This is a genomic window from Methanobrevibacter sp. V74, assembly GCF_963082495.1.
Taxonomy (GTDB): Archaea; Methanobacteriota; Methanobacteria; order Methanobacteriales; family Methanobacteriaceae; genus Methanocatella.
The window spans coordinates 1-25,280 of sequence record NZ_CAUJAN010000003.1 but is presented as its reverse complement, the minus strand read 5'-3'; the positions used below and the strand labels follow the sequence as shown (position 1 = coordinate 25,280).

Sequence of the window (25,280 nt, the reverse complement as noted above, 5' to 3'; positions counted from 1 at the left end):
TAACCTATTAACCTTGTTATACAGGATATTATCACTTGAAACTGTGGCACTGGCAACAGTGGTGGGATTACATGATAGTTTAAAGCATAATCTAATCATTATATCTGTATTGTCTTTATTTGGATGATATTTGATGGAGTGGTCTTGAGGAAGTCTGATGTTCTTTTATGGATAAATGATTATGAGAAAGTAAAATACCACTTTAGTCTAAAAACAGTAGAAAAATGACAAATAACTATAATGGATATATTGAGTTAAAAATGAGTATAATATGAATAATAGAAAGTAAAGTATATTTAAATGTGATTGTGGATGGTTTAGGTAATGAAAACTGGAAAACAAAATATTTTGGTGTTCAATATGTTGAACTATTCAAACTCGAAAACGAGATGTATTTAAAATACAACAATGAATATTTCGTGCTGAAGTAAATTGTGGATATTATATGTTTTAAATAACTGATATGCTTGAGATTACTTGTTTGAAAACGGGCACGGGTGGGTCTGATAAGAGGAGAAGTGAGTTATCATTCTGATTTATTTGATTTTTAAAATCATAACAATACCATTAAATATCACCAAAACTAAAACTTTAATATTAACTAAAAAATGGAGCATATTGTTATGAATAAAAGAACTATTGAGCTTTCAGGCCATATTATTGACTCATTGACTTTAACTAAGACAATGGGTATAATTATGGATAAAGGTGGGGAATTTGACATATTGGAAATTGATGTTGGACGTAAAAAATCAGATGAAAGTCATGCAAAGATTGAAGTTTCAGCAGATTCTCCCGAATTATTGGAATCTATTTTAGATGAATTATCTGTACTTGGTGCATCAATTGATGAAATTAAAGAAGTTAATCTTGTTGCATCTGTTAAAGATAAAGTTGCTCCTGAAGGTTTTTATTCATCATCTAATCACACAACTCATATTTTCTATGATGGGGATTGGATTCCTGTTGAAGAAATCGAAATGGACTGTTTGGTTGTTGTTGATGTTGATGCTAAACGTGCTTTTGTAAAACCTATTGCAGAGGTCAAATCCGGAGATAAAATTGTGGTGGGCCTTGATGGTGTTAAAGTTACTCCGCCCCATAGGTCTCGTGAAGAACAACAAGTATTTGAATTCATGAACAGTGAGGTGTCCTCTGAAAAACCTTTAATGAATCTTATACATGGTATTGCTAGAGAGATGAAAGAAATCAAAGCTAAAGGTGGAAAAATAGGTATTGTTGGAGGACCAGCAATTGTACACACTGGGTCTGGTAAATTTTTAGCATCACTTGTAAAAGAAGGATACATTGATGTTATCATGGCGGGCAATGCACTTGCAACTCATGATATTGAATCTGATTTATTCGGCACATCTTTAGGTATTGAAGTAAAAACTGGTAAAATTGTAGCTCATGGCCACACTCACCATATGAGAGCTATTAACAGAATAAATAATTCCGGTTCTATTAAAAATGCAGTTGAAGATGGTACTTTAACTGGTGGAATTATGTACGAATGTATTAAAAACGATGTTCCATTTGTCCTTGCAGGTTCTATTCGCGATGATGGTCCCTTGCCGGATGTTATAACAGATACTGCCGAAGCTCAGAAGTTAATGAGACATTATGCTCAGGAAGTTGATATGGTAATTATGATTGCAACAATGCTTCATTCTATCGCAACTGGTAACTTGCTTCCTTCAAGAGTTAAAAGTATCTGTGTAGATATTAATCCATCCACCGTTACTAAATTGTCTGATAGGGGTAGTGCACAAGTAGTGGGTATTGTAACTGATATTGGAACATTCTTGCCTCTCCTTTACAATGCTTTGAAGGAGGATTAAATGATATTTACTGCATATATCCTTGATGTTTTGACCGATTCAGTTTATCCGGCTAGAATAACGCTGGGAGATGGTGTTTTTAAAGAAATTGTTCCTATTAATGTCACTGAAGAAACTAAAATTGATGTCAAGGGTTTGCTGCTTCCGGGGTTCATCGATTCCCATATTCATATAGAAAGCAGCATGCTAACACCAGCACAATTTGCTAAAATTGCAGTTCGCCACGGTACTACTTCTGTTGTTTGTGATCCTCATGAAATAGCTAATGTTGCCGGAATTGAAGGGATAGAATTCATGATTGATAATGCTTCCACAGTTCCATTTAATTTTTATTTTTCCGCACCTTCTTGTGTGCCTGCTACTTCATTTGAAACAGCAGGTTGTGTTTTAGATTCATCGGATATTGAATATTTGCTTAAAAAAGAGGAAATTGTTGCACTTGGGGAAATGATGAATTTTCCGGGAGTGTTAAGTGGGGAGGAAGAGGTAATTAAAAAGTTGGAATTGGCTAGAAAGTATAAAAAACCTATTGATGGGCATGCTCCATTACTTTCGGGTAAGAATTTGGATAAATATCTGGAACAGTATATAGTTACAGACCATGAATGCAGTAATTTTGCTGAAGCTATTGAGAAAAAGCAAAAAGGTATGAAAATTATGGTTCGTGATGGTTCATCTGCTAAAAATATGGAAGCTCTTTTTGATTTTTCACAACGCTTGGCTCATTTGAAAAATCAAGATAGTTTTGGTATAATTCCAACAGAAGTTTTGGAAAGAAGAATCCACTCTCCGATTTTTGATTTTATTGTAAGTGATGACAAACATCCAAATGATTTAATTCATGGCCATTTGGATAAATCCGTTAAAAAAGCAGCTAATTTGGGTGTTGATATAATAAAAGCTATTGGAATGGTCACAATTAATCCTGCAACACATTATGGATTGGATGCAGGGGTTATTGTAACTGGTGCTAAAGCGGATTTCATCATCATTGATAATTTAACCGATTTCAATATATTGAAAACATATATTGGTGGCGAATGTGTATTTGATGGAGAAAATGTTCTGTTTGAGGTTCCTGAAGTCGAATCTAAAAATACTATAAACACTTCAAAAAAATCTTCCGAAGACTTTGAGATATATTATGATGGTGAGGAATGTGAGGTTAATGTAATAAAATGCTTCAATGGGGTGTTGCTTACAGAAAGAGCTACTACTAAACTATATTGTAGAGAAGGCAAAGTGCAGTCGGATATCTATGAAGATGTTTTAAGGATATCTGTTGTTGAGAGATATGGTTTAGAGAATATTGCAAATGCATTTATTAAAGGGTTCGGTCTTAAAAAAGGAGCATTGGCGTCATCAATTGCTCATGATTCCCATAATATCATTGTCATTGGATATGATACTGAAATGATGGCTCGTGCAGTCAACAAAATCATAGATAATAAAGGGGGAATAGCTGTAGTAAGCGAGGACTTTGAAGATTCATTATCTTTACCGATTGCCGGTTTAATGACTAATGAAGATGCATATGAAGTTGCTTCTAAGTTAAATATTTTACATAAAATGTGCTCAGCTCTTGGCTGTAAATTAGACTCTCCATTTATGACTATGGCATTCATGGCATTATTGGTCATTCCGTCTTTGAAAATATCTGATTTGGGCCTATTTGATGTTGATAACTTTGAATTTATTGATGTTATTAAAAATTAAGGTTTCAAACCTTTTTTCATTAACTCTTTTTTTATAGCTTTCATAGCAAGGATATCCTCTTTATGCCCCACTTTAACAACAACACGATTTGCCTCACGAAAACGATTTAAATATTCTTCTTTTTGATTGTCATCAAACATATCAAAGCGTGTAAGGTTAGATAAAGATTCAATCACATAATTAAATCCTCTATTCAAAGCTTTGGTATTTTTATTTATTACTAATTCTTTAACTTCAGCTTTAATAACAATAGCTTCGTCTTTCTTTTTAATTGGATCGCTTTGTTTTATCGCTTCGCTAAAATTAATAACTTCACATTTAAAATAAGCATCAGCATTTTTAATTGAACAATTCTGGTTAAAATAGTTCTCAGGCAAATTTCCAAGTGTAGATAATGTAAATAATTCTGGATCATGAGTAATATTTACAATAAACTCTTTTTGAGATAATATATTATCTAAAGTTTTGCTTCCTTTAAAAATACGGCAAAGTACTTTAGATTTACCAGAGCAAATTATTCCTATAGGGGCTGCATTTTTTATACTCTTTGAGTTTATAGTACTTACAATTGTTTCGTATTGCCTTCCTTTCACCATTCCTATTTTTAATAAATCAATATCCATTTTAACCCTTTTATAAAAAACATTTTTATATCTTGTTTAACAATATATTAATTATAATATTTAATTTTAAGGAGTTTAATCCATGAAATATAAAATGTATGATGAGATGATGGAACAACCTGACTCACTTAGAAAAACTTTTGAATGTGAAAAATCAACAATGGATGAAGTTTCTAAACTGATTCCTGAAAAAGATAAGGTATATTTAATCGGTTGTGGAAGTTCTATTTCAACTTGTTATAGTGTTAGAGATGCAATAAGAATGTCAAGCACAAATATTGACATTGAAGTTTATACTGGTTATGAATTTTACTACAATAAAAAATTAACCATTAATGAAAACTCTATTGCTATTTTTACCTCACAATCTGGTGAAACTGCTGATACTCTTGCTTCACTTAGAAAAACTAATGAATTTAATATTCACAGTGTATCTATTTCTAATGAACCTGAAAGCTCAATGATTAAAGAAGCTAAAACTCCAATTATTACAAGATGTGAAAAAGAAACAGCAATTTTAGGTACTAAAACTTACATTACTCAACTTGCTTGTCTGTATCAAATTTTATTCGCGGCCAGTAATTATGATGGAAAGGATACTTTATTAAAGCAATTAATTGTAATTCCCGACATTCTTGAAGATTTATTAAAAACTACTGAATATGATAATAGATTATTAGCTGAAAATTTTAAAAATGAGGATATTTTCTATTGTTTAGGTAGTGGACCCAACTTTGGGCTTGCTTATAAGTTAGCAATGACCATGCTCATGGAAGGGGCTATTAAACATGCATGCCCGGAATATTCTGCTGAATTTAGGCATGGTTTAATTGAAAGAGCCGAAAAGGATGTTCCGATTATATTTTTAAAATCAGATTTTGAATCTGATGAAATTACACAAAAAGCTATTGAATTTTCAGAAAATTTAAAATTAAAATCAATTATTTATGAATTAAAAGATTATGCGGATATTGATAAATTATTATCTCCATTTGTATTTGTAATCCCTCTTGAATGGTTTGTTTATTATTTAGCACATTATAATGGTGAAGATCCTGGTGCTACAAGACATATTGGAAAAGTAAGATATTAATCTTTAAAAAAAGAATAATGTAGAGTTTACTCTACATTGACTTTATGTTTTGGAATTACTAATTTCGGAATGGTTACAATAATGATTCCGTTAGAGAATTTAGCAGAAATATTTTCTAAATCAATGCTGTTTTCAAATCTTATAGTTTTAACACATCTGCCAGTCTTAATTGAAGACACGATTACTTCTGCATCTTCTTCTTCAAATTCTTCAATGAATGATTTGAAAGTAGTTTCAATGGTTAAATCATTGTCTCCTGCTTCAATTAAAACATCTTCTTTATCAACACCAGGAACTGCTGCTTTAATATGGTATTTGTTTTCGGTTTCAACAAGATCAATGTCTAAGGTTTGAACAGTAGATTTTTTGTAATCAGCATATTTTTGGTCTGCAGTTTTTTGAACATTTTTAATGTATTCTTTGAATTCATCTATGCTGGCGTTTAAATCGTTGATTACATTATCTGCAATATTTTTGCCTTTTTCTTTGGTTTCTTCATACTTATCTTTTTGTTCTTCTTTTTTCTCATCAAATTTATCTTTTGTATCAGAAATTTTAGTTTCTATAGTTTCACTATCCACCATAATTTCACGCTCCTTATTGATGAATTGATTATAAGTATGTGTTAATTACGTTTTGTCAGTATATAAATTTAACTATTAATAACTTCAAGTTACTAAATTTAGGCATTAGTAATACTCATCATCTTCTTCGAGTTTTCTGTCGATTTTTTTAATAGTATCAATTTTTCTGTTAATTTTATCAATGCCTTCTCCTTCAATAGCTGAAATAAAAATTGAATTGTTTTCATCATCAATATATTGATTGAGATATTCTGCATCGTCAATTAAGTCCATTTTATTAAATAAGTAAACAGTTGGAATTTCGGAAAATATTTTTTCAATTTGTTTTAATAAGTTGTATTGGTTATCTAAGTGAAATCCGCAAGTTTCAGAAGCATCAAAGATAAATAATATGGCATCCGCTAAATGTTCAAGTGCGACAATTGCATTCATCTCAATATCGTTCATTTCTAAAACTGGTCTGTCTAAAAGTCCTGGGGTGTCAATAATTTGAATACTTTTCCAATGTCTTTCTGTATGGCCAATCTGAATACCTTTTGTTGTAAATGGATAATTGGCAACTTGAGGATCTGCTCCGGTAATTTGTCTTAAAAGAGTAGATTTACCTACGTTAGGAAAACCAGCAATTACTATTGTTGTTGCATCAAAATCAATTGTAGGCATATTCCTTAAGTTTTGTTTTGCAAAATCAAGGAAATCCAGATTTTTTTTGATTTTATTTATAACTGATGCGATTCTGCCATAAGCCTGCTTTTGTATTGCAGTTGCATTTTCAGAAGGGTTTTTCCTAATTTTAGCCCCATATTCTTTTTCAAGTTGTGTTATGATTCCATAAGCCCAGTTAAGACCCCCAAGTGCCTGTTTCATATCATCAACACCAACAGTAATGTCGATATAGTCTTGATAAAACGGATGTAAACTCTCAATTTCAGGAACTGCATCAAGAATAGATTTTAATTTATCTTTAATAACTTGACAAGAAGTTACAACTCTTCTTTCTTCAATTCTTTTACCTTTTAAATGTTTAGGTATTTTTTGACTCCTCATTAAGTCTGCTTGTTTTTTACCTCTGCTGAATCCTTTATCTAAAATTTCATCAGGCGTAGGTATTGTAGGTATCATCATTATTATCACTAAAATATCAGTTACTTTTATGGTTTCACTTACCTTTTTTACAATAATCTTTTTGATTGGGATGCTTAATTAAATTTGCGGATGAAGTCCCAATTATTAGTTGGTTATAACATTTAAATAAACAGTTGTTTAGGTGTATATCGAAATGATGATTTCCATAAAATGCAAAATAATGTGGTGAAAATTGACTATGAATTTGTTTATTGTGGTTGTTAATGTTCTTGGACTTCAGATAATTTTCATCAAGAAAACATTAATTACGAATACAAAATTTAATGCAGTTTTAGATAATTGTAAAGAAGTTGTTGAATCCCAAATAGAAATATTAAATGCTTTAACTCCTACAGAAAAAACAAAATATGAAATAGCTTCGAGAAAAAAGTTAATCAAAGAATTAATTGGTAAAGTAGATGATTTAACTAATGAGTTAATCTTATCTGAAGAAAATAATATTGAAGATGTTATTGATGATATGGATAATTTGATTAATTCTGTTAATGATTATGAATAATATTTGAAGGAATGATAAAAAATGAAAATAATCAGTTGGAATTGTAATAGTAGGTTTAGAGAAAAAATCACATCAATTATGGATGAAGATTCAGAAAATTATTTAGATGAGGATATTTATGTAATCTGCGAATGTGAAAATCCTGAAGACCCACTTCCAAAATATAATGAATATAAAAGGATGGTAATGGATATATCTAATACTTATCTCTCTCAATGTACATTTTTGTACATTATACTATTTAATATTTTATGTTTTAGTTGTGTTGAAATTAATCACAGTGAAGCTGCAGAAATTCAGGAATCTGGTGTTGCTGCTGATTTGACAGTGATGTTTCATCACATAATTCTTCATGACACTGTTACTTAAATTAAAAGTAAATCAGTAACTATAACTTTAATAAAGTGTCTTTCGCATTAACGGTAAGCTAATTGAAATTTAATTTGTTTTCAAACATTATATTATACCAAATACATTCAAAGTAATAAATCTGGGTTGTTATTATCCTTAAAATTCATAGTCAGATTCATTAAAAATAGAATAGCCATTATTTCTTTCATGCTAAAATTATAGTCACAGATATTATATAAAAATATTAAACAATATAAAATACATCATATGAGAAGGTATATTGCAAATTGTATTAATGAAATATAATTTTAAATAATGGAAGATAGGAGTTTAAAAAAAAAAAAAAAAAACTCCTATTCTATATTTAACTTTATTTTTAAATGTTTTTTCTAATTTTAAGCTAATCACTATTTAAATTGAATAAAATTTTAGCCCAGTCATAACCATTTCACAGATTTAAAATTATTTTCTTCAAGAACTTATTTTACTCAACTAAATCTGATTCTTTAAAATGTTTTTCAATTATTTTCATTCCAATCCAAGCCCCAAATATAGCACAAACAATATTTAATACAAGTAAAATAATAAAAGTCGACCATGTGAAATAGTGAAGTGAAGAATTGATTGCTGCTTCAGTAATGCCGTACCTTGCACCTCTCTCAAGTATATATGATGGTCCAAAAGCAAATATTGGTAAATTTATGCCTATAAAATCAAAAGTCATTAAAGCAACAAATGCAGAGGATATTTTTTTAGAAGTACTATAATCTCCTGCTAGCATTTCAGCTATTACGGCACCAATTATCACTGAAATAACATGATAAATCTGGCCTGAAGAAAGAGATATTATTGCTAGTATTATTCCACAAATTAAAAATACTCCTCTTTTTCGTATTTTAATAGCCGGCAATAAATATACCACTCCAATCACTAAATAAACTGCAGCAGTAGAAATTAGTGATCCCAATATTGTTATGCAAAATAAAGAGGATACTAACATATATACTACAATAGCTATAGCATTAAAAATTCCTAAAGTTATTAAGTCTCGTGTATTCAATTTATTGTCATCTTTCATTTTAAATTCCATTGTTACACCTTCATTTTCTTAAAAAATTTTAATATAAAAAATTAAAGTAGATATTATGATTACGAATATTAGTAAATAATCGAATTTTGTAAATTTCAAATCATAAAGCATTGTTTTAGTTTTTCCACTATCTAACCCCCTTAACATTGCATAAGCCGATAACTCGTCGGCAATCTTAAAACTTCTAATTAAAATAGGGACAAGGAAATATTCCATATAATCTAATGGTTTTTTAATAATCATCTTAAACGAAGATGTTATGCCTCGAATTTTCATACTATCTTTTAGATAATTATATTCCTCAAATATGGTTGGTAAAAATCTTATCATCACGGAAAATGGTAATATTATGGTCTGAGGGATATTAAAATTTTCAAGAGCTATTATAAACTCAGATAATTTGGTTGTTTTAAATATGTAAAAACCCATCATCCCAAAAACAAAAAATCTTTCAATAAGATACAATGCTGTGGATACAGCAATATTCAACCCTATATTCCCTATAAAAATAGATAAGTAATCTATCAATAACAGAAAAGCAAAGATTAAAAACATTTTAAATGATTCTTTGAATATTCCATCATTAATAGATAAAAAAATAAATAAAAGTAAAATAAATACCATGTAACTTATTTCACTCAAATAAAACATCATAAATCCAATGACTATTATCAAAAAAAATTTAGTTCTAGGATCTAAATGATGATTCATTTCAAAAATACTGTGATTCATAATTTAATCTCCTAAAAATAATAATTGTTTAAACAAATCCAGATTTTCTTCTTTTAATTCGAAATCCTCGATTATTTCAGCATTATTTAAATATAAAATCCTTGTGGACACCATTAAAAGAAATTCAAAATCATGTGATATTATAAAAATAATTTTCCCTTTTTTAGACAAATTTATAATCAAATCGCATACATATTTCATGTTGTTAAAATCTAATCCGCTTGTAGGCTCATCGAAAATTATAATATCCTTTTCAGGAATAATGGAACAGGCAATAGTTAATCTTTGTTTTTGACCTCTAGAAAGACTTGTAGGATGATGTTCTAAATATTTATATAATCCCAGTTTCTTTGTTATTTTTTCTATTTTTTCATCCAAATCCACTACATTTTCATTGGCCAGTTCCAATTCCTTTCTGACACTACTTTCAAATAACTGATAATCTGAATCCTGCATTACAAAATAAGATTCTTTTAACCTGTCCTTATTAGATTTGACAACATTATCAATTGAAATCTCACCGCATTCTTCTTTTAGAAGTCCGGATATAATTTTTGCCAAGGTGGTTTTTCCAGCACCGTTTTTACCAATCAGACCTATAATTTCTCCGCCAAAAACTTTTAAATTAATATTGTCTAGATTTCTAGAACAACTGCCCTGTGAAAAGAGTAGTGAAGTTTTATGATTATAGGAAAAACATATGTCCTTAAGTTCTAAACATCTGCTTTTGTCAATATTGTTTGGATTGTTTTTAATAGAAATCTTATCCAAATGAAGGGACCTCAAACCTAAAGAATTAAATTCGTCATTGGACATTCTACAAATGTCTTCAAATGAATATTCTTTTTTTATTTTCCCATTTTCTATATAAATCATCCTATCAATCAGATTCTTTAGATAATAAATCCTATGTTCAATAACTATAATTGTATGGCCTTTACTTTTCAATAGTCTAAAAAGTTCAGTCAATTTATTAATTGAATCAAAATCTAAATTAGCAGAGGGTTCATCAAAAATATAAACTGACGGATTGAGAACAGCTGCAGAAGCAATAGCAATTTTCTGTTTTTCTCCACTAGATAATTTAAAAATATTTTTATCTTTTAAATATTCAATATCCAAGAAGGAAAAAACATCATCAACTTTTTTAATTATTTCATATTTATCCATAGCCATATTCTGACAAACAAATGATATTTCATCGGTAGTGTCTGTTGTGAAAAATTGAGAACGTGGGTCTTGAAAAACGGAACCGATTACTTCTGAAATTTCATGTAGAGCTAATTCTTTAGTATTTTTATCATTTACCAAAACATCACCCTCAAAAATTCCATTATAAAAATGAGGTATTAATCCGTTGAAACAATTGAAAAGAGTGCTTTTGCCCGATCCGCTAACTCCACTTACCAAAATTAATTCGTTTTCATTCATGTTTAAATTTATACCTTTTAAAATTTCCCTATTTTTTTTATAAGAAAAATTGAGATTTTGTATTGAAATCATATTTGTCACCAATATTTTAGATTTAAAAAGTATACTCTTTAGATTTTGATTGTACATTCCAAAGAGTTTTATACAAGCCTTCTTTTATAATTAAATCATCATGAGTTCCATTTTGAACAATTTGACCATCATCAAAGACCAATATATTCTCTGCATTTTTAATTGTGTTTAAATGATGGGCTATTACTAAAATCGTTTTATTTTTTGCTAATTCACTTATTGCATTTTGAATTTTGGATTCGTTAATTGGGTCTACGTTACTTGTAATTTCATCCAATATCAATATTGGAGCATTTTGTAAAAATGCACGGGCAATTGATATTCTTTGTTTCTGTCCGCCTGAAAGACCCAAACCATTTTCACCAATCATTGTATCATAACCGTCTGGCAATGTCATTATAAACTCATGAATTTGAGCTTTCTTTGCGGCTTCAATTACTTCTTCTTTGCTTGCATTTTTATCTCCTATTTTTATATTGTTGTAAATAGTGTCAGCAAATAAAATTACATTTTGCATAACAACACTTAAGTTACTTAATAGATAATCATAATCCATTTCTTGGATATCTACGCCTCCAATTTTAATTTTTCCCTCATCAGGATCCCAAAATCGTAAAAGCAAATTGGTGATTGTGGTTTTTCCAGAACCTGATGGTCCAACAAGTGCAGTTAAAGTATTCTCTTCAATTTCAAAATTGACGTTTTTAAGTTTAAAATCTTCATCCTCATATGAAAATTCAACATTTTCAAAGGTAATGTCGAAATTATTAGTTTTTTTAGGATTTGCAGGATTTTCAATACACTTTTCATTTAGGAACTTTAAAATTCGTTTATATGAATCAGATACTTTAATGTAATTCAAATAGTGCATTTCCATGGCAAAAAACGGTTTATAAAACTCCCTGCTTATAATAATAAATATCAAGTATGTTGCAAGGTTTATGTTATTTTTAAATAATAAAAACACTCCGATTATTAATAAAAATGATATTCCTAAACTCTAATATTAAATTATAGGTTCCCAGATATTTTGCATTGAATTTAGATAAATTTTTACTGCTTTTAGAAAATTTTTTAACCTTTCCTTTTAATAGATTTTCAAATTTTTTATTCTTGTTAAATGCTTTAATTAAGGGGATGCTTTTAACATACTCTACAAACAAACTGACCATGTCAAAAGAGTCATCTTTAACTGTCTTTTCTAAATATTTACCTCTTTTAATACTGTGATATAAAACAATGCCTGCAAACGGCAGTGGAATTATCATAACTAAACTAAGCTTCCAATTAAATAGGGTTAAACCTATTGCAATTAATGTTGCAATTATGAAATCGCTAATCATCCTTGACCAGATGTGTGCAACAACTTCTTCCATATTGTCAACATCCTTATGAATTATCGTACTAATTTCACCCAACCGTTCATTAGTATAAACTCCAAGAGAAAATTTTTTAAGCTTTAGAATAATCGATGTTCTAATTTTTTCAACTATTTCAAAGCCAGTGAAATGTTTTAAAATATCTGCAGAACAATTTGAAATTACTTTAATTATAAGTAAAAGAATCATGGATATCCAGTAATGCATTAAATCAACATGCATTCCTTCAATTATTTTGGAAATCATATCCAAAGCCAAAATTAAAATTCCAATACCACTTAAAGAATATGCAACAAAAGACAGTATGGAAATGAATAACATCAATTTTGCTTTAAAAGTCATGTCTTTAAAAATTAATCTATACATTTTAAATCTCCTTAATCTGCCAATTATCCACTTGATTCTGTTTATTTAACATATCCCTATATTTTTGACAATTTAATAATATTTCATGTTTTCCACTGCAAATTAACTTCCCATTGTCCATTAAAATTATATTGTCGAGGTTTTTGATTGTGTTTAAATGATGTGCAATTATTATAACTGTTTTATTCTTTCCAAGATTGTTTATTGCCTCATGAATAAGGTATTCGTTAGCAGAATCAACAGCTGAAGTAGCTTCATCCAAAATTACTATTGGAGAGTCTTTTAGTATCATTCTTGCTATTGAAATTCTTTGTTTTTCTCCACCTGAAAATTTAACACCGTTTTCTCCAACTACAGTATCATAACCATCTTTTAAAGAAATTATAAACTCATGAATCTGTGCTTTTTTGGCGGCTTCGATTATTTCTTCTTTTGTTGCATTTTCCCTTCCGATTTGGATATTATCTTCAATTGATTGATTGAAAAGAAAAACATCTTGTTGTACAATTGAGATTAAACTAGAAAGATCTTTTTCACTTATACTGTCAACATTTGTATTTCCGATGGTTACTGATCCCTTATCCACTTTCCAAAATCCCATTATTAGATTGGCTATAGTTGTTTTTCCACTGCCTGAAGATCCAATAATTCCAGTAGTTGAATTTTCCTTAAAAATCATATTAATATCGGATAAAGCTTTTTCGTTACCATCATATGAAAAATCAACATTTTTAAATACAATATCTCCATTGATAGGATTTTTAGTAATGTTATCCTTAGCTATTGGATTGACATTTAATATTGTGTTGATTTTTCTGATGGATTCATTTAAAATTATGTTAATATGCTGATAGGTGGGAAATCTATTTATTGTTTTTGAAAATTGTTCTCCTAGGATAATGGATAAAATAAAAATTATTAGAGGAATTTCATTATCAACTAAGAGCTTTGAGCCAATGATAATTAGTAAAATTAGTCCTAATTCTGAAAAGAATGAAATTACTGCTGATGGGATTGTAATGTTTAACATTTCAGATTTAATCCATTTTAGGTAATCATTCATACCATTTAAAACATCATTTGTTTTATTTTCATTATTACTGAATGCTTTTATTACAGAAATTGTGTTTATATATTCAACTAAATCTTCTGACATTTTTTTAGAGCTTTCTGTAAATTTTCTTAAAGAGTCACTTAAATAATAATCCGTTATTTTTTTAAGAATGAATATAATTGGCATTGTTGAAACTAATGCTAATGCAAGACACCAATTGCAAATTAATAAAATTATAAAAATTAATATTGGAATTAAAGTCATTGACATGATTTCAGGTGATGCATGTGCCAAATATAATTCTATTTGTTCGACATCATGATTTATAATGTTTGAAAAGTTTCCAATCTTTTTATCTTGAAAAAACCCGAGGGATAATTTCTTTAGATGATTTATAACTTTTAATCTTATTTCTACTAGTACTTCATATGCATATTCATGGGTTTTCCATATGGACAATCCATAAAAAACGGATTTTAATACAGAAAAAATTATAATTAATAATGATATGATTAGTAAATTATTCAAATCCATTGAATTAAACATGATTTGATTAATAATATAGACTGTTAGCAGTAAAGGCAATATTTCAAATATTGATTTGATTAATATTAAGAAATCAGAAACCCAATTTCTTTTTTTAAATATGATGCTGTTAATTCATTGTCCATGATGACCACAATTAATATTCGAACATTTGTTTAATTTTAGGTTTGTAAAAATTTTATTCGAACCAGAATAATGTCACAGAATACGAAGCATATTTTCCAAAATAAAATATCACAAAATCAAAACTAAACTTTTGTTTAATATTGAATTGTTTTAAACCACATATAAATTTTTCTATTTGAGGCCATTCCTAGAAACTTAAGATTTTTCATGTGAAATTTTTTATTAATTCTGTTTATTTGATAACGTTGTTATATTATTTTGGGATTAGGATTTGATTTTCGTAAGTTTTTTATATGATTTGTGAACAGAACTATTAAACAAGATGTGAAAACTCACTAATTTTTGGTGAAATTATTTGATTAGTGTGTTTTTTTCTTGTTTCCTGGATGTTTATTATAAACATCCGGGGGTTTTCGTTCTTTATTATTGTATTGATTTTCTTTATATTGTATTAGTTCTTTAGATGCTTCTTTTACTATAAAATCGATTATTTGCTCTCTTTTCGTTTGCGTTTCAAAATATTAGGTCAAATAAGAATAAATAGATGTTTCCCGTTATTTTTGCGAAATTCGACTGATAAATTATTTTTTCATCTTTATTTCTGGGTATTCTTGTTATATTGTTTTCTGCATGATTTTTAATTGTCATTGCTAGGTTATAAACGAATATGTGGGCGTGAAAATCTTGTTCGATTATTGTTCTTCGAATTCCGCTGAAATCTTCGATTTCGATTAAATTTTTTTAATCTGTCAAATCCAGTTTCAACTGACCATCTTTTACCATATAATTCTTTTAAATCTTCTGTTGAGAATTCTTCAGATGTTAAATTTGTTGCAAGTATTTCAGGTTCGTTCTTACCAATATCTACTAATGCTATGCGAATTTCTAATCGCCCCATCTTTCTTGCTTTTTCTTTTAAATTTTCATCATCAAAATGACTTAATCTATTATTTGTTAAATTTATTTTTATAATTTCATCATTAGTCTTCATTTGTTTGATTAAATGTCTAAATACATTTCTTTTTTGGTAGTCTTATTAAAAATTTAGAGTTTAAATCAATGGTTTTTGCCATGAGTTCGATTGATGGATATCCTCGATCGTAAATGGTAATTAATTTTGTAATGTTTAATCTTTGTTTTAAGTTCTCTAAATGTTCAATTGCTAAATCTACTTCATTTATTGTTGTTTCAACAATTTTTGCTGTTAAAATATGTTTAGAATGAACGTCTAAAAGACATGAAACTCTTGCACGAATTCTTTTTTCTTTTAACAGGTTTTCATCACCAACAGGGAATTCTTCATGTGTTAAAGTAACATTGGGAAGATCAATAATACTTCCATCACAAGCACTAACAATATATCCTTTAAATTTTGAAAATCCAGAATATTTGCCATATAATTGGTCAATAAAAGATTCATTCATATCAATAAAAACTTTTGGGTCAATGAACATTCTTTGTTTTCCAATTCCTTGGCTAGAAATTGTTTTAAACTTCTTATTCAATCCTATTGTGAAAAAAAATCTAATCGTTTCAATATAAGATGTACAGCTTCTTTGAGAAAGAATAAATGTTGTATACTCTTTTTGAGTCATTTTTCTATCTCTAATAAACTTATTATCTTCAGTTACATATTTTTCAGATATAAAAACATCAAATAAACTGAAAAAATCTTTGACAAATCTATCATAAGAATACATCAATCCAACCCCCAATCAAATAAATTCATGATTAAAAAACTTTAATTACTTATATAAATATATATAATTAATAATATTTAAAATAAACTATTAATAATTATTAAAATTAGATATAAATAAATTAAAATTAATTAATAAAGTATTAAAATAAATAATAACGGATTAAAGCAAAATAAATCAAAATTAGCAATTTTCAATGAATAAACAATGATAAAAAAAAATAAAAAATCTTAAGTTTCTAGGAATGATTTGAGGCATATTGAAGAGCTTATTTAAATCCGTTATAATAATATTCCGCAAATAAATCCAGCATACTTTCAGCCCATTTTTTCCCTTTATAATGACGGGCTATTTCCAGGATTCCTTCAATGAAAGTATTTGCTAAAATGTGTATAAATACATCATCAGATTCTAATTTATTATTAAAGTGGGATTTATCAATATTTTCAGAGATGTGAATTGTTAAATTCTCCACTAACTGTTCTTTGTATTCTTCATATTTAGTCCCAGAACTTTTATCAGCCAAAATTACAAATATTTTATGATTATCTAAAAGTTCTAAAATCATATCACGTTCAAAATTAATAAATACATTATATGGATCAGTATTTTTATAATTAAAATTTTCAAATGAAATGTTTATGGCTGGTTTAACAATTTCATCAAATAAATCCTCTTTATTATTAAAATAGGAGTAAATTAAACCAACAGACACATCGGCTTCATTTGCAATAGACCTTAAATTAGCGCTTTTAAAATCTTTTTTATAGAACTCATTTAAAGCAGCTTCAAAAATTCTATTCTTGACATCATCCTTTAAAACTTGAACCATATCACTCACTATTCACTGATGAAATTGTATGAATCCTCATTTAATTTTTTAAATATTAATAAAAAACTGTCTATGAATACAAGAGTATATTTAGTATTTGTTATTAATAAATTTAACACGAAAAATTGCTATAAATAATGGTTCATGACACAATCAGCATATGATGCATTAAGTAGCTATGACAATGACACAATTTACCATTAGTTTCATTTTTTTTACCTGCAAATTGCATACCATAAGTAGAATTAGTGATGGTGTTGCCACTTATTGTTCCTTTAAAGTTGCCTCCAAAGAACATTGCATATTGTCCACCAGTAATATTGTTATTTGAAACTACTGAACTTGGCCAATTACTCCATTCAGAATCTGAAAAGGTTTTATGATTTACTAAGGAAATTGCATCTCTAGTAACACCTGAAATTGTATTACCAGTTATTGTTGTTGCATTATAAGTTTGGAATATGTTTATTCCATCTTTTCCACCAGTAATTGTATTATCAGTAATTGCTACATTAGAAACATTTGATCCATAGATTGCAGCTTTTTGTGTAGAATTAACAATTATGTTAAATCCAGTAATTGTGAAATTAGATTTTCCAGTAATAGTAAACACATTGTCTGTGCCATTACCATAAATTGTTGCTCCGTTACCATATAATGCCACATTGTCTTTTAAGACTAATGCCATACTTTTATATGTTCCTGGAGTGAAATTGACTACGCCAGTTGATGTAGTATTAATATATCGATTTATAGTATCTGAATCCATTGAGTCATCTACATCATAACCACGAGTAGTTTGAATTTCATCATCAATTGAATCATCTTCATCTTGAACAGAATCAGATAAAGGCACATCATCAATGACAACATCATCTACTGAGTCATCAATTACATCATCAGCTACAACTTCTGCTGCTGAAACGGATCCAACTGCAAAAATTGCAAGAACCAACATTGCAATTACGATTTTATAGTTTAATCTCATAAATTTTTTCCTCCATAAATTTAATTATAGAGTTCAAACATAAATTAAAAATTAGAGTTTATTATATAATTTCGTTAATTTGATAGGTTCATATCTTATTAATTATGAATTATCATTCATTTCACAACGATTCTTTATTAATAAAGGAGGAGAAAAATGATTTAATCATTTTTTTATTCAAATTAATTTTTTTATATTTTAACCTCTATTTTTTTAACCAATATTTTAAACTCTTTAAAAGTTTTTGATGTGTAAAAATTCACACATCGAATATATTTATATTAATTATATATATTTAAGGATTATGCTTGTTTTTTTGATTTTCACTCTAATTGCTCCATATTATTAAAACATGACTCTTCGAGGGGGGCAAAACCTACCAAATAATACTAACTAAAATTACAAAAAAAGAAAAATTATTAAAAATAAAATCAAATAAAACAAAACACAAAGATTTCACATAAATAATTAAAGGTTAATTAACGAGTTTTATATCAATGATAATATTAATATATTAATTAAAGATTAGCCAAATTCTAATCTTATTTTTTAATCAATATTTTATTAGCTCTTTTTAATTCGAATTAATGAGAGTAAATTATGAACAAGAAAAAGCATTTGTATCACATTACTGCTTGCATTAGTAATTATACTATCAATTAGTGCGGTTTCAGCTGAAAACGATAATCAGACAATCTGTTGCAGATGAAACTACGTTAAGCACGGAATACAGAGTCAACGGTACCACAACTGATGATATTCAAAGTGCAATCAACAAGGCAAGTGATGGAGATACGGTAAATTTAGGTGAATCCAAGAGTTACAATATTAACACTGATACGATTATAATAACTAAAAGCATCACTTTAAAAGGTGAAAATGTTAATATTACTTCTGGGTCTAGCAATTGTAGAATTCAAATAAGAGGTGACGGAATCAAAATTAATGGAATCACATTCATTAATGCCAAACCGTTGCCGAGTTATATGGGAATTATAGAAGGTCAGGCGATTCAGGTTAGCGGTTCTAGAAATATTGTTATTGACAACTGCAGGTTCATTAACTTTGAAAGCGGTGTGTATTTATCATCAACATCTGATTCAACTATCAGGAATTCATATTTCACAGACACAACCACTCACGTGATTACAAGTGAGACCGGTACAAGGCGGTTAATCTTATGGGTGCCCATAACATCCAGGTAATCAACAATACCTTTGACGGACCGGTACTTGACGGTGTGAGCATTGTATCCACTTCAGGTGATGTATTGGTTGAAAACAACACTTTCATAAACAATGCCTATGCAGTTTTCTACGGAGGTGCATCAACCAAGGGATCAGTTATCAAAAACAACAAATTCATTAGCTGCGGTTATCTTGAAACTTCCTATTACAATAATTTAAAACAATGGGAAAACAATACCTATGACAATCTGCCAGTAATAAGCCTTAAAAAATCATCAGATAACCTTGATATCATAAACAATACTTTTGTTCTACGGGAATAATCTTTTGATTTATTCTGAAGCTGAAAACGAGGATCATGGGTTTCCTTCAGCAATCGGTTCAATAAACATGACAGGAAACACTGTTGAAACTCTAAACAGTAGTGTCAATCCGGCAAGTGTTACTTTTTACTGGTTGAAGGTGCTTAAAAGTCTTGAGTTGAACCCTACCGATGACATTATTGTTAAAAACAACAATATTGCAGAGGGCATTGAGGTTTTCCATCTGGAGTTTGCTGCAATCGAAACGAATCAAAAGGATTGACGAACCCATATCTGAAACCGATTTCCATCTGGAGTTTGCTGCAATCGAAACAGGTGACAACAGCATCTTGATTCCGAAAGCTAAAACTGATACATACATTACTATCAGTTATGTTAAGGGCGGTCCTGTGATACTTGTTTTAAATGACATTGCAGGTGAGCCGATTATTGGTGAAAAAATCACATACACCCTAAACTCAGGTGACAGTGTGGATGATGAAACCGATATGTACGGTCATGTATACATCAACGGTTTAAGTGGTGAAAATAAGATTACTGCTATAGTTTGCGACACTAAAAATTATAATATTTTATAGAAACTTCCAGAGCCAATTTTCCCAGAAACTTTCATTATCTACTACTTGTTCAAATTTGTTTTTAAAGATAAATTTTAATTGTTCAATGCTTGTTATGAATTTTCTTGATATTTTTGCTTTTATTGTCCTCCAAACTTGTTCTATTGGATTATATTTTGGAGAATATGGAGGTAAATGAATTAAGTCCATATTTAAAATATTGCATAACTCAGTGAAAAAGATAGCATGATGCACACTATAATTATCTAAGATTATAGCTATTGGTTTTTCCATTATCAATTGATGTTGAATATATTTATCAGAAAATAATGCTAATATAGTTTTGGACAAAAAATATTTATATTAAATGTGACTAAAATATTAATATGGGTAGGAATGCTTATATTAACAAAAAAATCCCACTTTCTAAAATTCATGAAGTTAAAGCTGCTCAAGGATTTAAAACGTTATATAGAATTTTATGAAAAAATTACATTCATTGAAGACATTTATGCTGGTGAAACAGTAAAATATGCAATAGAAAAACGTGGGAAAACAATTCCAACAGGCCATGCATGGTTAAAAGCTTGGAATGAAGAAGGATTTGATGGATTACTTAGAAAAGAAGGATCTGGACGAAAAACAAAATTATCAGAAAAACAATTTGAAGAACTAAAAGAGAACATTATAAAAAAACAATTAACAAGCGTTAGAGAAGTAAAACACGAAATAATCGAAGAATTTGGCGTTACTTATAGTGATAGACAAATTAGGCGGATAATGAAAAATTTAGGCTTCGGATAATGGAAAACCATATATTATTCCTGCTGAAGCACCAGAAGATGCTTCAGAACAACTAAAAAAAACACAAAAGAAAATAGATTTGAAAAAAGACATATTAATATTCGCAGATCAAACAGCAGTACAAAATAAAGACAATACAACCCGATTATACTATTTATTAGGAACAAAAAAATAGACAGACAAAAATAACTACGAGAATAAAATTAAACACAAATGGATACCAAGCAGTAAATGGCAATTCATTAATCTTATTTCAACCAAATACACGCACATTTGAGGAAATAAAATCATTAATCCAGCTTAAAATTGGCAATTGTGAAAATGAAGATTTAATATTAGAGCTTAAAAATATTTTGGCAGATGCGAAATTAGATGAAACTGAAATATATAATCAACTAAAATCTGAAAGCACAATTAACTCATTAAAAAATGAATTTAAAGAATTTATAGCAAACAATAATAGTTCTGAAGAACAATTTTTAGTAAAAATAAAAAATAAAGCAAATAAATTAATTCCTGAAAAGCACACAAACATAGAAAATATTCAAAAAGAAATACTAATTGAATCACTAAACAAAGAACATTTAATCAATAATCTACAAAAAGAAAGAAGAATTGCAGCAATATTGGATAATTACTCAGTTCACAAAGCTAAATTAGTGATTCAAGCATCAAAAATATTAAATATAAAATTAATTCATTTACCAGTGTATTCCCCTCACTTAAACCCAATAGAACAAGTCTGGAAATCAATAAAAAAACACATAGGAAACTATTTATTTGATACAATAGAATTCATGGAAGAACTATTCGAAAAAGAATTTTATAGGATTATAAATAATGATTCATATTATAAAAATTGGATTAAAAAATTCATCAACCTTAACTAAAAAATTTTTTGTCCAAAACTATATTTTAAAAAAATCTATGATGAATCTATCAAAATAATACATCAGTCCACCTCTATATTAACTTAATCAGTGACTAAAAAACTTTAATCACTAATATTAATATTTATAGTTAATAATATATAAAATAAATCATGCTTAATTATTGAAACTAACTATAATCAAATTAAAACTATTCAATAAAGTATTAGAATAAGTACAGGTAAAATTAATTAAAATAAGTAAAAACTAAGCAATTTAGTAAAAAAATTAAGAATAAAAAAAGAAGAAAAATCTTAAGTTTCTAGGAATGCTTCCTCCCCCACTTAACACTTTTATTTTTTGATTTAATAAAATGTTAAGAGAGAGAGCTAATGATAGTAATTGATATTTTCTATAGTATCATCATTGCCATCACTATTTAAAAATTTGGCCCTGGAATTTAAACACATCACAGCTTTCATCCATCCAGCTGTCTGCACTAATTCCTGCTTTCATACATGTGTGATCTAAAAAGTCTTCTTTTGTAAATGCATTTTCAACAGCTACTTGGGGAAGCAATAATCCTCTAGCATATCCTTTTTGAATAATTAATCCGTCACGACCAATTTCAATTTCATCAAAGTATTGGTTATAGTGCCCTACAACAATCATTTCAGGTTTTGTCAATACTGTAACTTCAAAATCCAAATCTTCAAATTCACTTTCACTTACTTGAGGAAATCTCGGATCATCAAGTGCAGCTGCTAGTGCCATTTCCATTGCCGCATCAATGGCTGGTTTAATAGGTTCTGCATACCCAATACAACCTCTTAATTCATTGTTTTTATTTAAAGTTACAAAAACGCCCAATTCTTCATCTAATTCAATTGGATAATCAGTAGGTTTTTCTAATTGCGTACCTGTTTTTAAAAAATGTTTAATAGATTCTTTTGCTATTTTAACTAAATACTCTCCTGCCCTATCACTTATCATTTAACCCATGCCTCCAACAAGTGCATTTAAAATTCTTGTATGAGGTCCCCCATCACCTACCGGTGCTGTTTGACCGTCTTTTCCACAAAATCCAACACTCAATTTAAAGTCATTACCTATTGCATCAATGTTTTTCAGGGTTTCTAAAATGTTCCCGGATAATGATACATCTCTTAAAGGTGTTGTGATTTCACCATTTTCAATTAAATAACCTTCAGCAGCATTAAATTGGAAAATACCTTTACCAGTATCAACCTGCCCTCCTCTTGAGCCTTTAAGATAAATTCCATTATCGATGTCTTCGAATAATTCACTAACTTCATTATCTCCAGGTTGTAAGAATGTATTGCTCATTCTAACGATTGGTTGGTCTGAAATTATGGATCTTGCATTTCCGGATGATTTCATTCCAAGTTTTGATGAAGTTGATCTTGAATTTAAAAGTGAAATTAGTTTCCCATCTTTAACTAATTGGTTTGGTTTGGTTTTAACTCCTTCAACATCATATGGATAGTATCCAAATCCTTCTCTTAAGCTTGCATCATCAAAAATATTAACAATATCTGAAGCAATTTGTGTACCAATTTTGTCTTTCAGGATAGAATCGTTTTGAAGTATTAAATCACCTTCAACGGCATGTCCTAAAGCTTCATGGATTAAAACTCCTGTAAGCTCAGGGTCAGCTATTACTGGGAATTTTCCAGATGGCGCTGGTTTGGCATCAAGTAATCTGACAGTTTTTTCACCAATTTTTTTCCCGAATTCTTCAATATCCGCTTCAGCTATTATTTCAAATCCTCTTACACCACCAAGACTCCCATGTCCGAATTGAATTATTTCTCCATTGGTTGCAGATGCGTTTAATGCCATTCTGCATCTGCTTGTTTTGATTTGAATTTCACTGCCCTCACTGTTCATGAATAATTCGTTTACCTCACTATCAGCATAGCTTACTGTGGTACTGTTGACTTTGTCAATTGATGCAGCATCATTAGCTTCTTTCATTATGTCTTTTTTTTCTTCAATTGAAATATCTTTGAAAGGTATTTTAACATCAATTTCTACTTTATCTTTGATTATATCACTTTCACTTAAACTAACGTCTCCTTTAAGTGAATTGGATAATTTTAATGCGGTTTCAGTAATTTCATTAATTTTTGATAAATCTGTGGCATATGCAAAACCCCAAGCTCCATTTTTCAACACTCTAATTCTTGCTCCTAAATTCATCCCAGTGTTAATTTCATCTACATTTCCATCTTTCATTAATAGGGAAGTATTTTCTCCCATTTCAAATCTGATATCCATGTAATCTACTTTTTGAGTGGTTTTTGCAATAATATTTTCGAATAAATTTATATATTCTTCCATGTTATCACTCATAAAATATTTATATATAGTATACATTGGATAACATATTTAATAAAAGGTTGCAAGGCTCTTTCAAAAAATTTGTTGATTTTCAAAATAGAGTCTTCGATTTCCATTCCAAATCAAATCTCTGCGGCAGATTCGTTTTAAACACCTTGTGTTGTCTTAAATGTTCTTTTCATTGATTTTAGCATAGTTTTTTGAAAGAGCCTGTTCACAAGAAGCATTATTATAAACTAAAGTCATAAAATATCAAAACACCTAAACTACTAAAACAAAACCAAAACATTTAAGTGTCACAAAGTGTATAAAAATAAAATGTGAGAAGTGTTTTGGTTTCGTGTTGTTAAATAACTATTTATCTTCTCACATACTTATAATTAACTATTTTTAAAAATAAAAAACATGAAATAAGAATTTTTTTAGAAGTATCTAATAAAAAAATAAAGGACAGACTCAATAGGCATTTATTGAATTATTTACAATGCCCATAATAATATCCATCAGAAACTAAAAGAAATTAAGCCCAATTCAAATCTGTTACATTATAATAGAATGCATCTGGTTGTGAATCTAATTTTATACTGAAATCCAAATCAAAAGCCCCATTCTCAGTTTGATTAATATTATTAGATTTAATACCAATCAATTTACCATGATTATAAAATATAATATCAATATTGACCTTCTCTACATCCCGATTATTGGCTGAGGTAATTTTTTGATGGAATTTATATTCCTGTGTATTTTCATTCCAATTTGTTATAGGTTGTTTAGAATAATCAAATAGAAGCGTATCATCACTGAGATTCGGAATATTATCTTCACTACTAGACATGAAATAATACCCTACACATACTAAAATAATGATAACTACTGCAGAAACTAGCACGAGCAAATTTTTATTCATAATTATTCCCACGTTCAAATAATTAGATAATTATTTCTTTAATAATAACTATAAATATTAAACCTTGTAGAAACCATATCAAAATTTATGGTAA

Annotated in this window: 28 protein-coding genes; 11 read left to right on the top strand and 17 right to left on the bottom strand. The window is 28.7% G+C overall.

What is annotated here, in order from left to right:
* The first annotated feature begins 623 nt into the window (after positions 1-623).
* On the top strand, positions 624-1,844 hold the full coding sequence (locus Q9969_RS04980; protein WP_305514509.1) for a TIGR00300 family protein: 1,221 nt from the start codon (positions 624-626) through the stop codon (positions 1,842-1,844).
* Positions 1,845-3,560 carry an adenine deaminase gene (ade, locus tag Q9969_RS04975; protein ID WP_305555102.1) on the top strand — a complete coding sequence of 572 codons (1,716 nt, stop codon included), beginning with the start codon at positions 1,845-1,847 and terminating at the stop codon, positions 3,558-3,560.
* Here ade and Q9969_RS04970 read toward each other — a convergent pair.
* Entirely contained in the window at positions 3,557-4,183 is a 627-nt protein-coding gene (locus Q9969_RS04970; protein ID WP_305514513.1) for a DUF447 domain-containing protein, read from the bottom strand. The two genes, ade and Q9969_RS04970, sit on opposite strands and share 4 nt — an antisense overlap.
* Positions 4,184-4,265: 82 nt before the next feature.
* On the opposite strand from Q9969_RS04970, the gene Q9969_RS04965 reads away from it, so the two are divergent.
* Positions 4,266-5,276: an SIS domain-containing protein gene (locus tag Q9969_RS04965; RefSeq protein WP_305555099.1), complete on the top strand. Its 1,011-nt coding sequence runs from the start codon at positions 4,266-4,268 to the stop codon at positions 5,274-5,276.
* Positions 5,277-5,302: 26 nt separating this feature from the next.
* On the opposite strand, the gene Q9969_RS04960 is transcribed toward Q9969_RS04965, so the two are convergent.
* Together Q9969_RS04960 and Q9969_RS04955 are read right to left on the bottom strand one after the other, a co-directional pair.
* Entirely contained in the window at positions 5,303-5,860 is a 558-nt protein-coding gene (locus Q9969_RS04960; protein WP_305514516.1) for an Hsp20/alpha crystallin family protein, read from the bottom strand.
* Positions 5,861-5,965: 105 nt separating this feature from the next.
* On the bottom strand, positions 5,966-6,985 hold the full coding sequence (locus Q9969_RS04955; protein ID WP_305514517.1) for an NOG1 family protein: 1,020 nt from the start codon (positions 6,983-6,985) through the stop codon (positions 5,966-5,968).
* Positions 6,986-7,184: 199 nt separating this feature from the next.
* Between Q9969_RS04955 and Q9969_RS04950 the strand changes: the two genes are divergently transcribed.
* Both Q9969_RS04950 and Q9969_RS04945 read left to right on the top strand, forming a co-directional pair.
* Entirely contained in the window at positions 7,185-7,505 is a 321-nt protein-coding gene (locus Q9969_RS04950; RefSeq protein WP_305555096.1) for a hypothetical protein, read from the top strand.
* 21 nt (positions 7,506-7,526) lie between these two features.
* On the top strand, positions 7,527-7,874 hold the full coding sequence (locus tag Q9969_RS04945) for a hypothetical protein (RefSeq protein WP_305555093.1): 348 nt from the start codon (positions 7,527-7,529) through the stop codon (positions 7,872-7,874).
* A gap of 466 nt (positions 7,875-8,340) precedes the next feature.
* Here Q9969_RS04945 and Q9969_RS04940 read toward each other — a convergent pair whose 3' ends face one another.
* The 10 genes from Q9969_RS04940 to Q9969_RS04895 form a co-directional block, all read right to left on the bottom strand.
* Positions 8,341-8,946 carry an MptD family putative ECF transporter S component gene (locus Q9969_RS04940; protein ID WP_305555090.1) on the bottom strand — a complete coding sequence of 202 codons (606 nt, stop codon included), beginning with the start codon at positions 8,944-8,946 and terminating at the stop codon, positions 8,341-8,343.
* A gap of 18 nt (positions 8,947-8,964) precedes the next feature.
* Positions 8,965-9,657, bottom strand: a complete 693-nt coding sequence (locus Q9969_RS04935) for an energy-coupling factor transporter transmembrane component T (RefSeq protein WP_305555730.1) — start codon at positions 9,655-9,657, stop codon at positions 8,965-8,967.
* A gap of 24 nt (positions 9,658-9,681) precedes the next feature.
* Positions 9,682-11,181 (bottom strand): energy-coupling factor ABC transporter ATP-binding protein, encoded by a 1,500-nt coding sequence (locus tag Q9969_RS04930; protein ID WP_305555087.1) that lies wholly within the window; start codon positions 11,179-11,181, stop codon positions 9,682-9,684.
* 22 nt (positions 11,182-11,203) lie between these two features.
* Positions 11,204-12,043: an ATP-binding cassette domain-containing protein gene (locus tag Q9969_RS04925; protein ID WP_305555084.1), complete on the bottom strand. Its 840-nt coding sequence runs from the start codon at positions 12,041-12,043 to the stop codon at positions 11,204-11,206.
* Positions 12,044-12,131: 88 nt separating this feature from the next.
* The gene (locus Q9969_RS04920; protein WP_305555081.1) at positions 12,132-12,926 is read right to left on the bottom strand and encodes an ABC transporter transmembrane domain-containing protein; all 795 of its coding nucleotides are present in this window, start codon (positions 12,924-12,926) and stop codon (positions 12,132-12,134) included.
* Position 12,927: 1 nt separating this feature from the next.
* Complete coding sequence (locus Q9969_RS04915) at positions 12,928-14,577, bottom strand: ABC transporter ATP-binding protein (protein WP_305555727.1); 1,650 nt, start codon at positions 14,575-14,577, stop codon at positions 12,928-12,930.
* A 730-nt stretch (positions 14,578-15,307) separates the two neighbouring features.
* Positions 15,308-15,643 carry a transposase gene (locus tag Q9969_RS04910; RefSeq protein WP_305555078.1) on the bottom strand — a complete coding sequence of 112 codons (336 nt, stop codon included), beginning with the start codon at positions 15,641-15,643 and terminating at the stop codon, positions 15,308-15,310.
* A 16-nt stretch (positions 15,644-15,659) separates the two neighbouring features.
* Positions 15,660-16,352: a hypothetical protein gene (locus Q9969_RS04905; RefSeq protein WP_305555075.1), complete on the bottom strand. Its 693-nt coding sequence runs from the start codon at positions 16,350-16,352 to the stop codon at positions 15,660-15,662.
* A gap of 268 nt (positions 16,353-16,620) precedes the next feature.
* Positions 16,621-17,184, bottom strand: a complete 564-nt coding sequence (locus Q9969_RS04900; protein ID WP_305555072.1) for a TetR/AcrR family transcriptional regulator — start codon at positions 17,182-17,184, stop codon at positions 16,621-16,623.
* 142 nt (positions 17,185-17,326) lie between these two features.
* Positions 17,327-18,172 (bottom strand): right-handed parallel beta-helix repeat-containing protein, encoded by an 846-nt coding sequence (locus Q9969_RS04895; protein WP_305555069.1) that lies wholly within the window; start codon positions 18,170-18,172, stop codon positions 17,327-17,329.
* A gap of 662 nt (positions 18,173-18,834) precedes the next feature.
* Here Q9969_RS04895 and Q9969_RS04890 point away from each other — a divergent pair.
* From Q9969_RS04890 to Q9969_RS04875, 4 genes are read left to right on the top strand one after another with little or no spacing between them, the layout of a single operon-like run.
* Positions 18,835-19,377: a right-handed parallel beta-helix repeat-containing protein gene (locus tag Q9969_RS04890; RefSeq protein WP_305555066.1), complete on the top strand. Its 543-nt coding sequence runs from the start codon at positions 18,835-18,837 to the stop codon at positions 19,375-19,377.
* Entirely contained in the window at positions 19,353-19,682 is a 330-nt protein-coding gene (locus Q9969_RS04885) for a NosD domain-containing protein (RefSeq protein ID WP_305555063.1), read from the top strand. The genes Q9969_RS04890 and Q9969_RS04885 overlap by 25 nt, the downstream gene beginning before the upstream one ends.
* A 4-nt stretch (positions 19,683-19,686) precedes the next feature.
* Complete coding sequence (locus tag Q9969_RS04880; protein WP_305555060.1) at positions 19,687-19,944, top strand: hypothetical protein; 258 nt, start codon at positions 19,687-19,689, stop codon at positions 19,942-19,944.
* Entirely contained in the window at positions 19,913-20,260 is a 348-nt protein-coding gene (locus Q9969_RS04875) for a hypothetical protein (protein ID WP_305555057.1), read from the top strand. The genes Q9969_RS04880 and Q9969_RS04875 overlap by 32 nt, the downstream gene beginning before the upstream one ends.
* On the opposite strand, the gene Q9969_RS04870 is transcribed toward Q9969_RS04875, so the two are convergent.
* On the bottom strand, positions 20,255-20,590 hold the full coding sequence (locus Q9969_RS04870; protein WP_342766056.1) for a transposase: 336 nt from the start codon (positions 20,588-20,590) through the stop codon (positions 20,255-20,257). The two genes, Q9969_RS04875 and Q9969_RS04870, sit on opposite strands and share 6 nt — an antisense overlap.
* Before the next feature lie 45 nt (positions 20,591-20,635).
* On the opposite strand from Q9969_RS04870, the gene Q9969_RS04865 reads away from it, so the two are divergent.
* Both Q9969_RS04865 and Q9969_RS04860 read left to right on the top strand, forming a co-directional pair.
* Entirely contained in the window at positions 20,636-21,043 is a 408-nt protein-coding gene (locus tag Q9969_RS04865; RefSeq protein WP_305555051.1) for a helix-turn-helix domain-containing protein, read from the top strand.
* A gap of 353 nt (positions 21,044-21,396) precedes the next feature.
* The gene (locus Q9969_RS04860; protein ID WP_305555048.1) at positions 21,397-21,933 is read left to right on the top strand and encodes a transposase; all 537 of its coding nucleotides are present in this window, start codon (positions 21,397-21,399) and stop codon (positions 21,931-21,933) included.
* Between the two features lie 414 nt (positions 21,934-22,347).
* Here the strand turns inward: Q9969_RS04860 and Q9969_RS04855 are convergent, their stop codons facing one another.
* The 3 genes from Q9969_RS04855 to Q9969_RS04845 all read right to left on the bottom strand — a co-directional run bounded on the left by Q9969_RS04855 (position 22,348) and on the right by Q9969_RS04845 (position 25,186).
* Positions 22,348-22,905, bottom strand: a complete 558-nt coding sequence (locus tag Q9969_RS04855) for a TIGR00296 family protein (RefSeq protein ID WP_305555045.1) — start codon at positions 22,903-22,905, stop codon at positions 22,348-22,350.
* Complete coding sequence (locus Q9969_RS04850; protein WP_305555042.1) at positions 22,906-24,276, bottom strand: TldD/PmbA family protein; 1,371 nt, start codon at positions 24,274-24,276, stop codon at positions 22,906-22,908.
* A gap of 520 nt (positions 24,277-24,796) precedes the next feature.
* A complete protein-coding gene (locus Q9969_RS04845) occupies positions 24,797-25,186 on the bottom strand; it encodes a hypothetical protein (RefSeq protein ID WP_305555039.1) in 390 nt (129 codons plus the stop codon).
* Positions 25,187-25,280 lie beyond the last annotated feature (94 nt).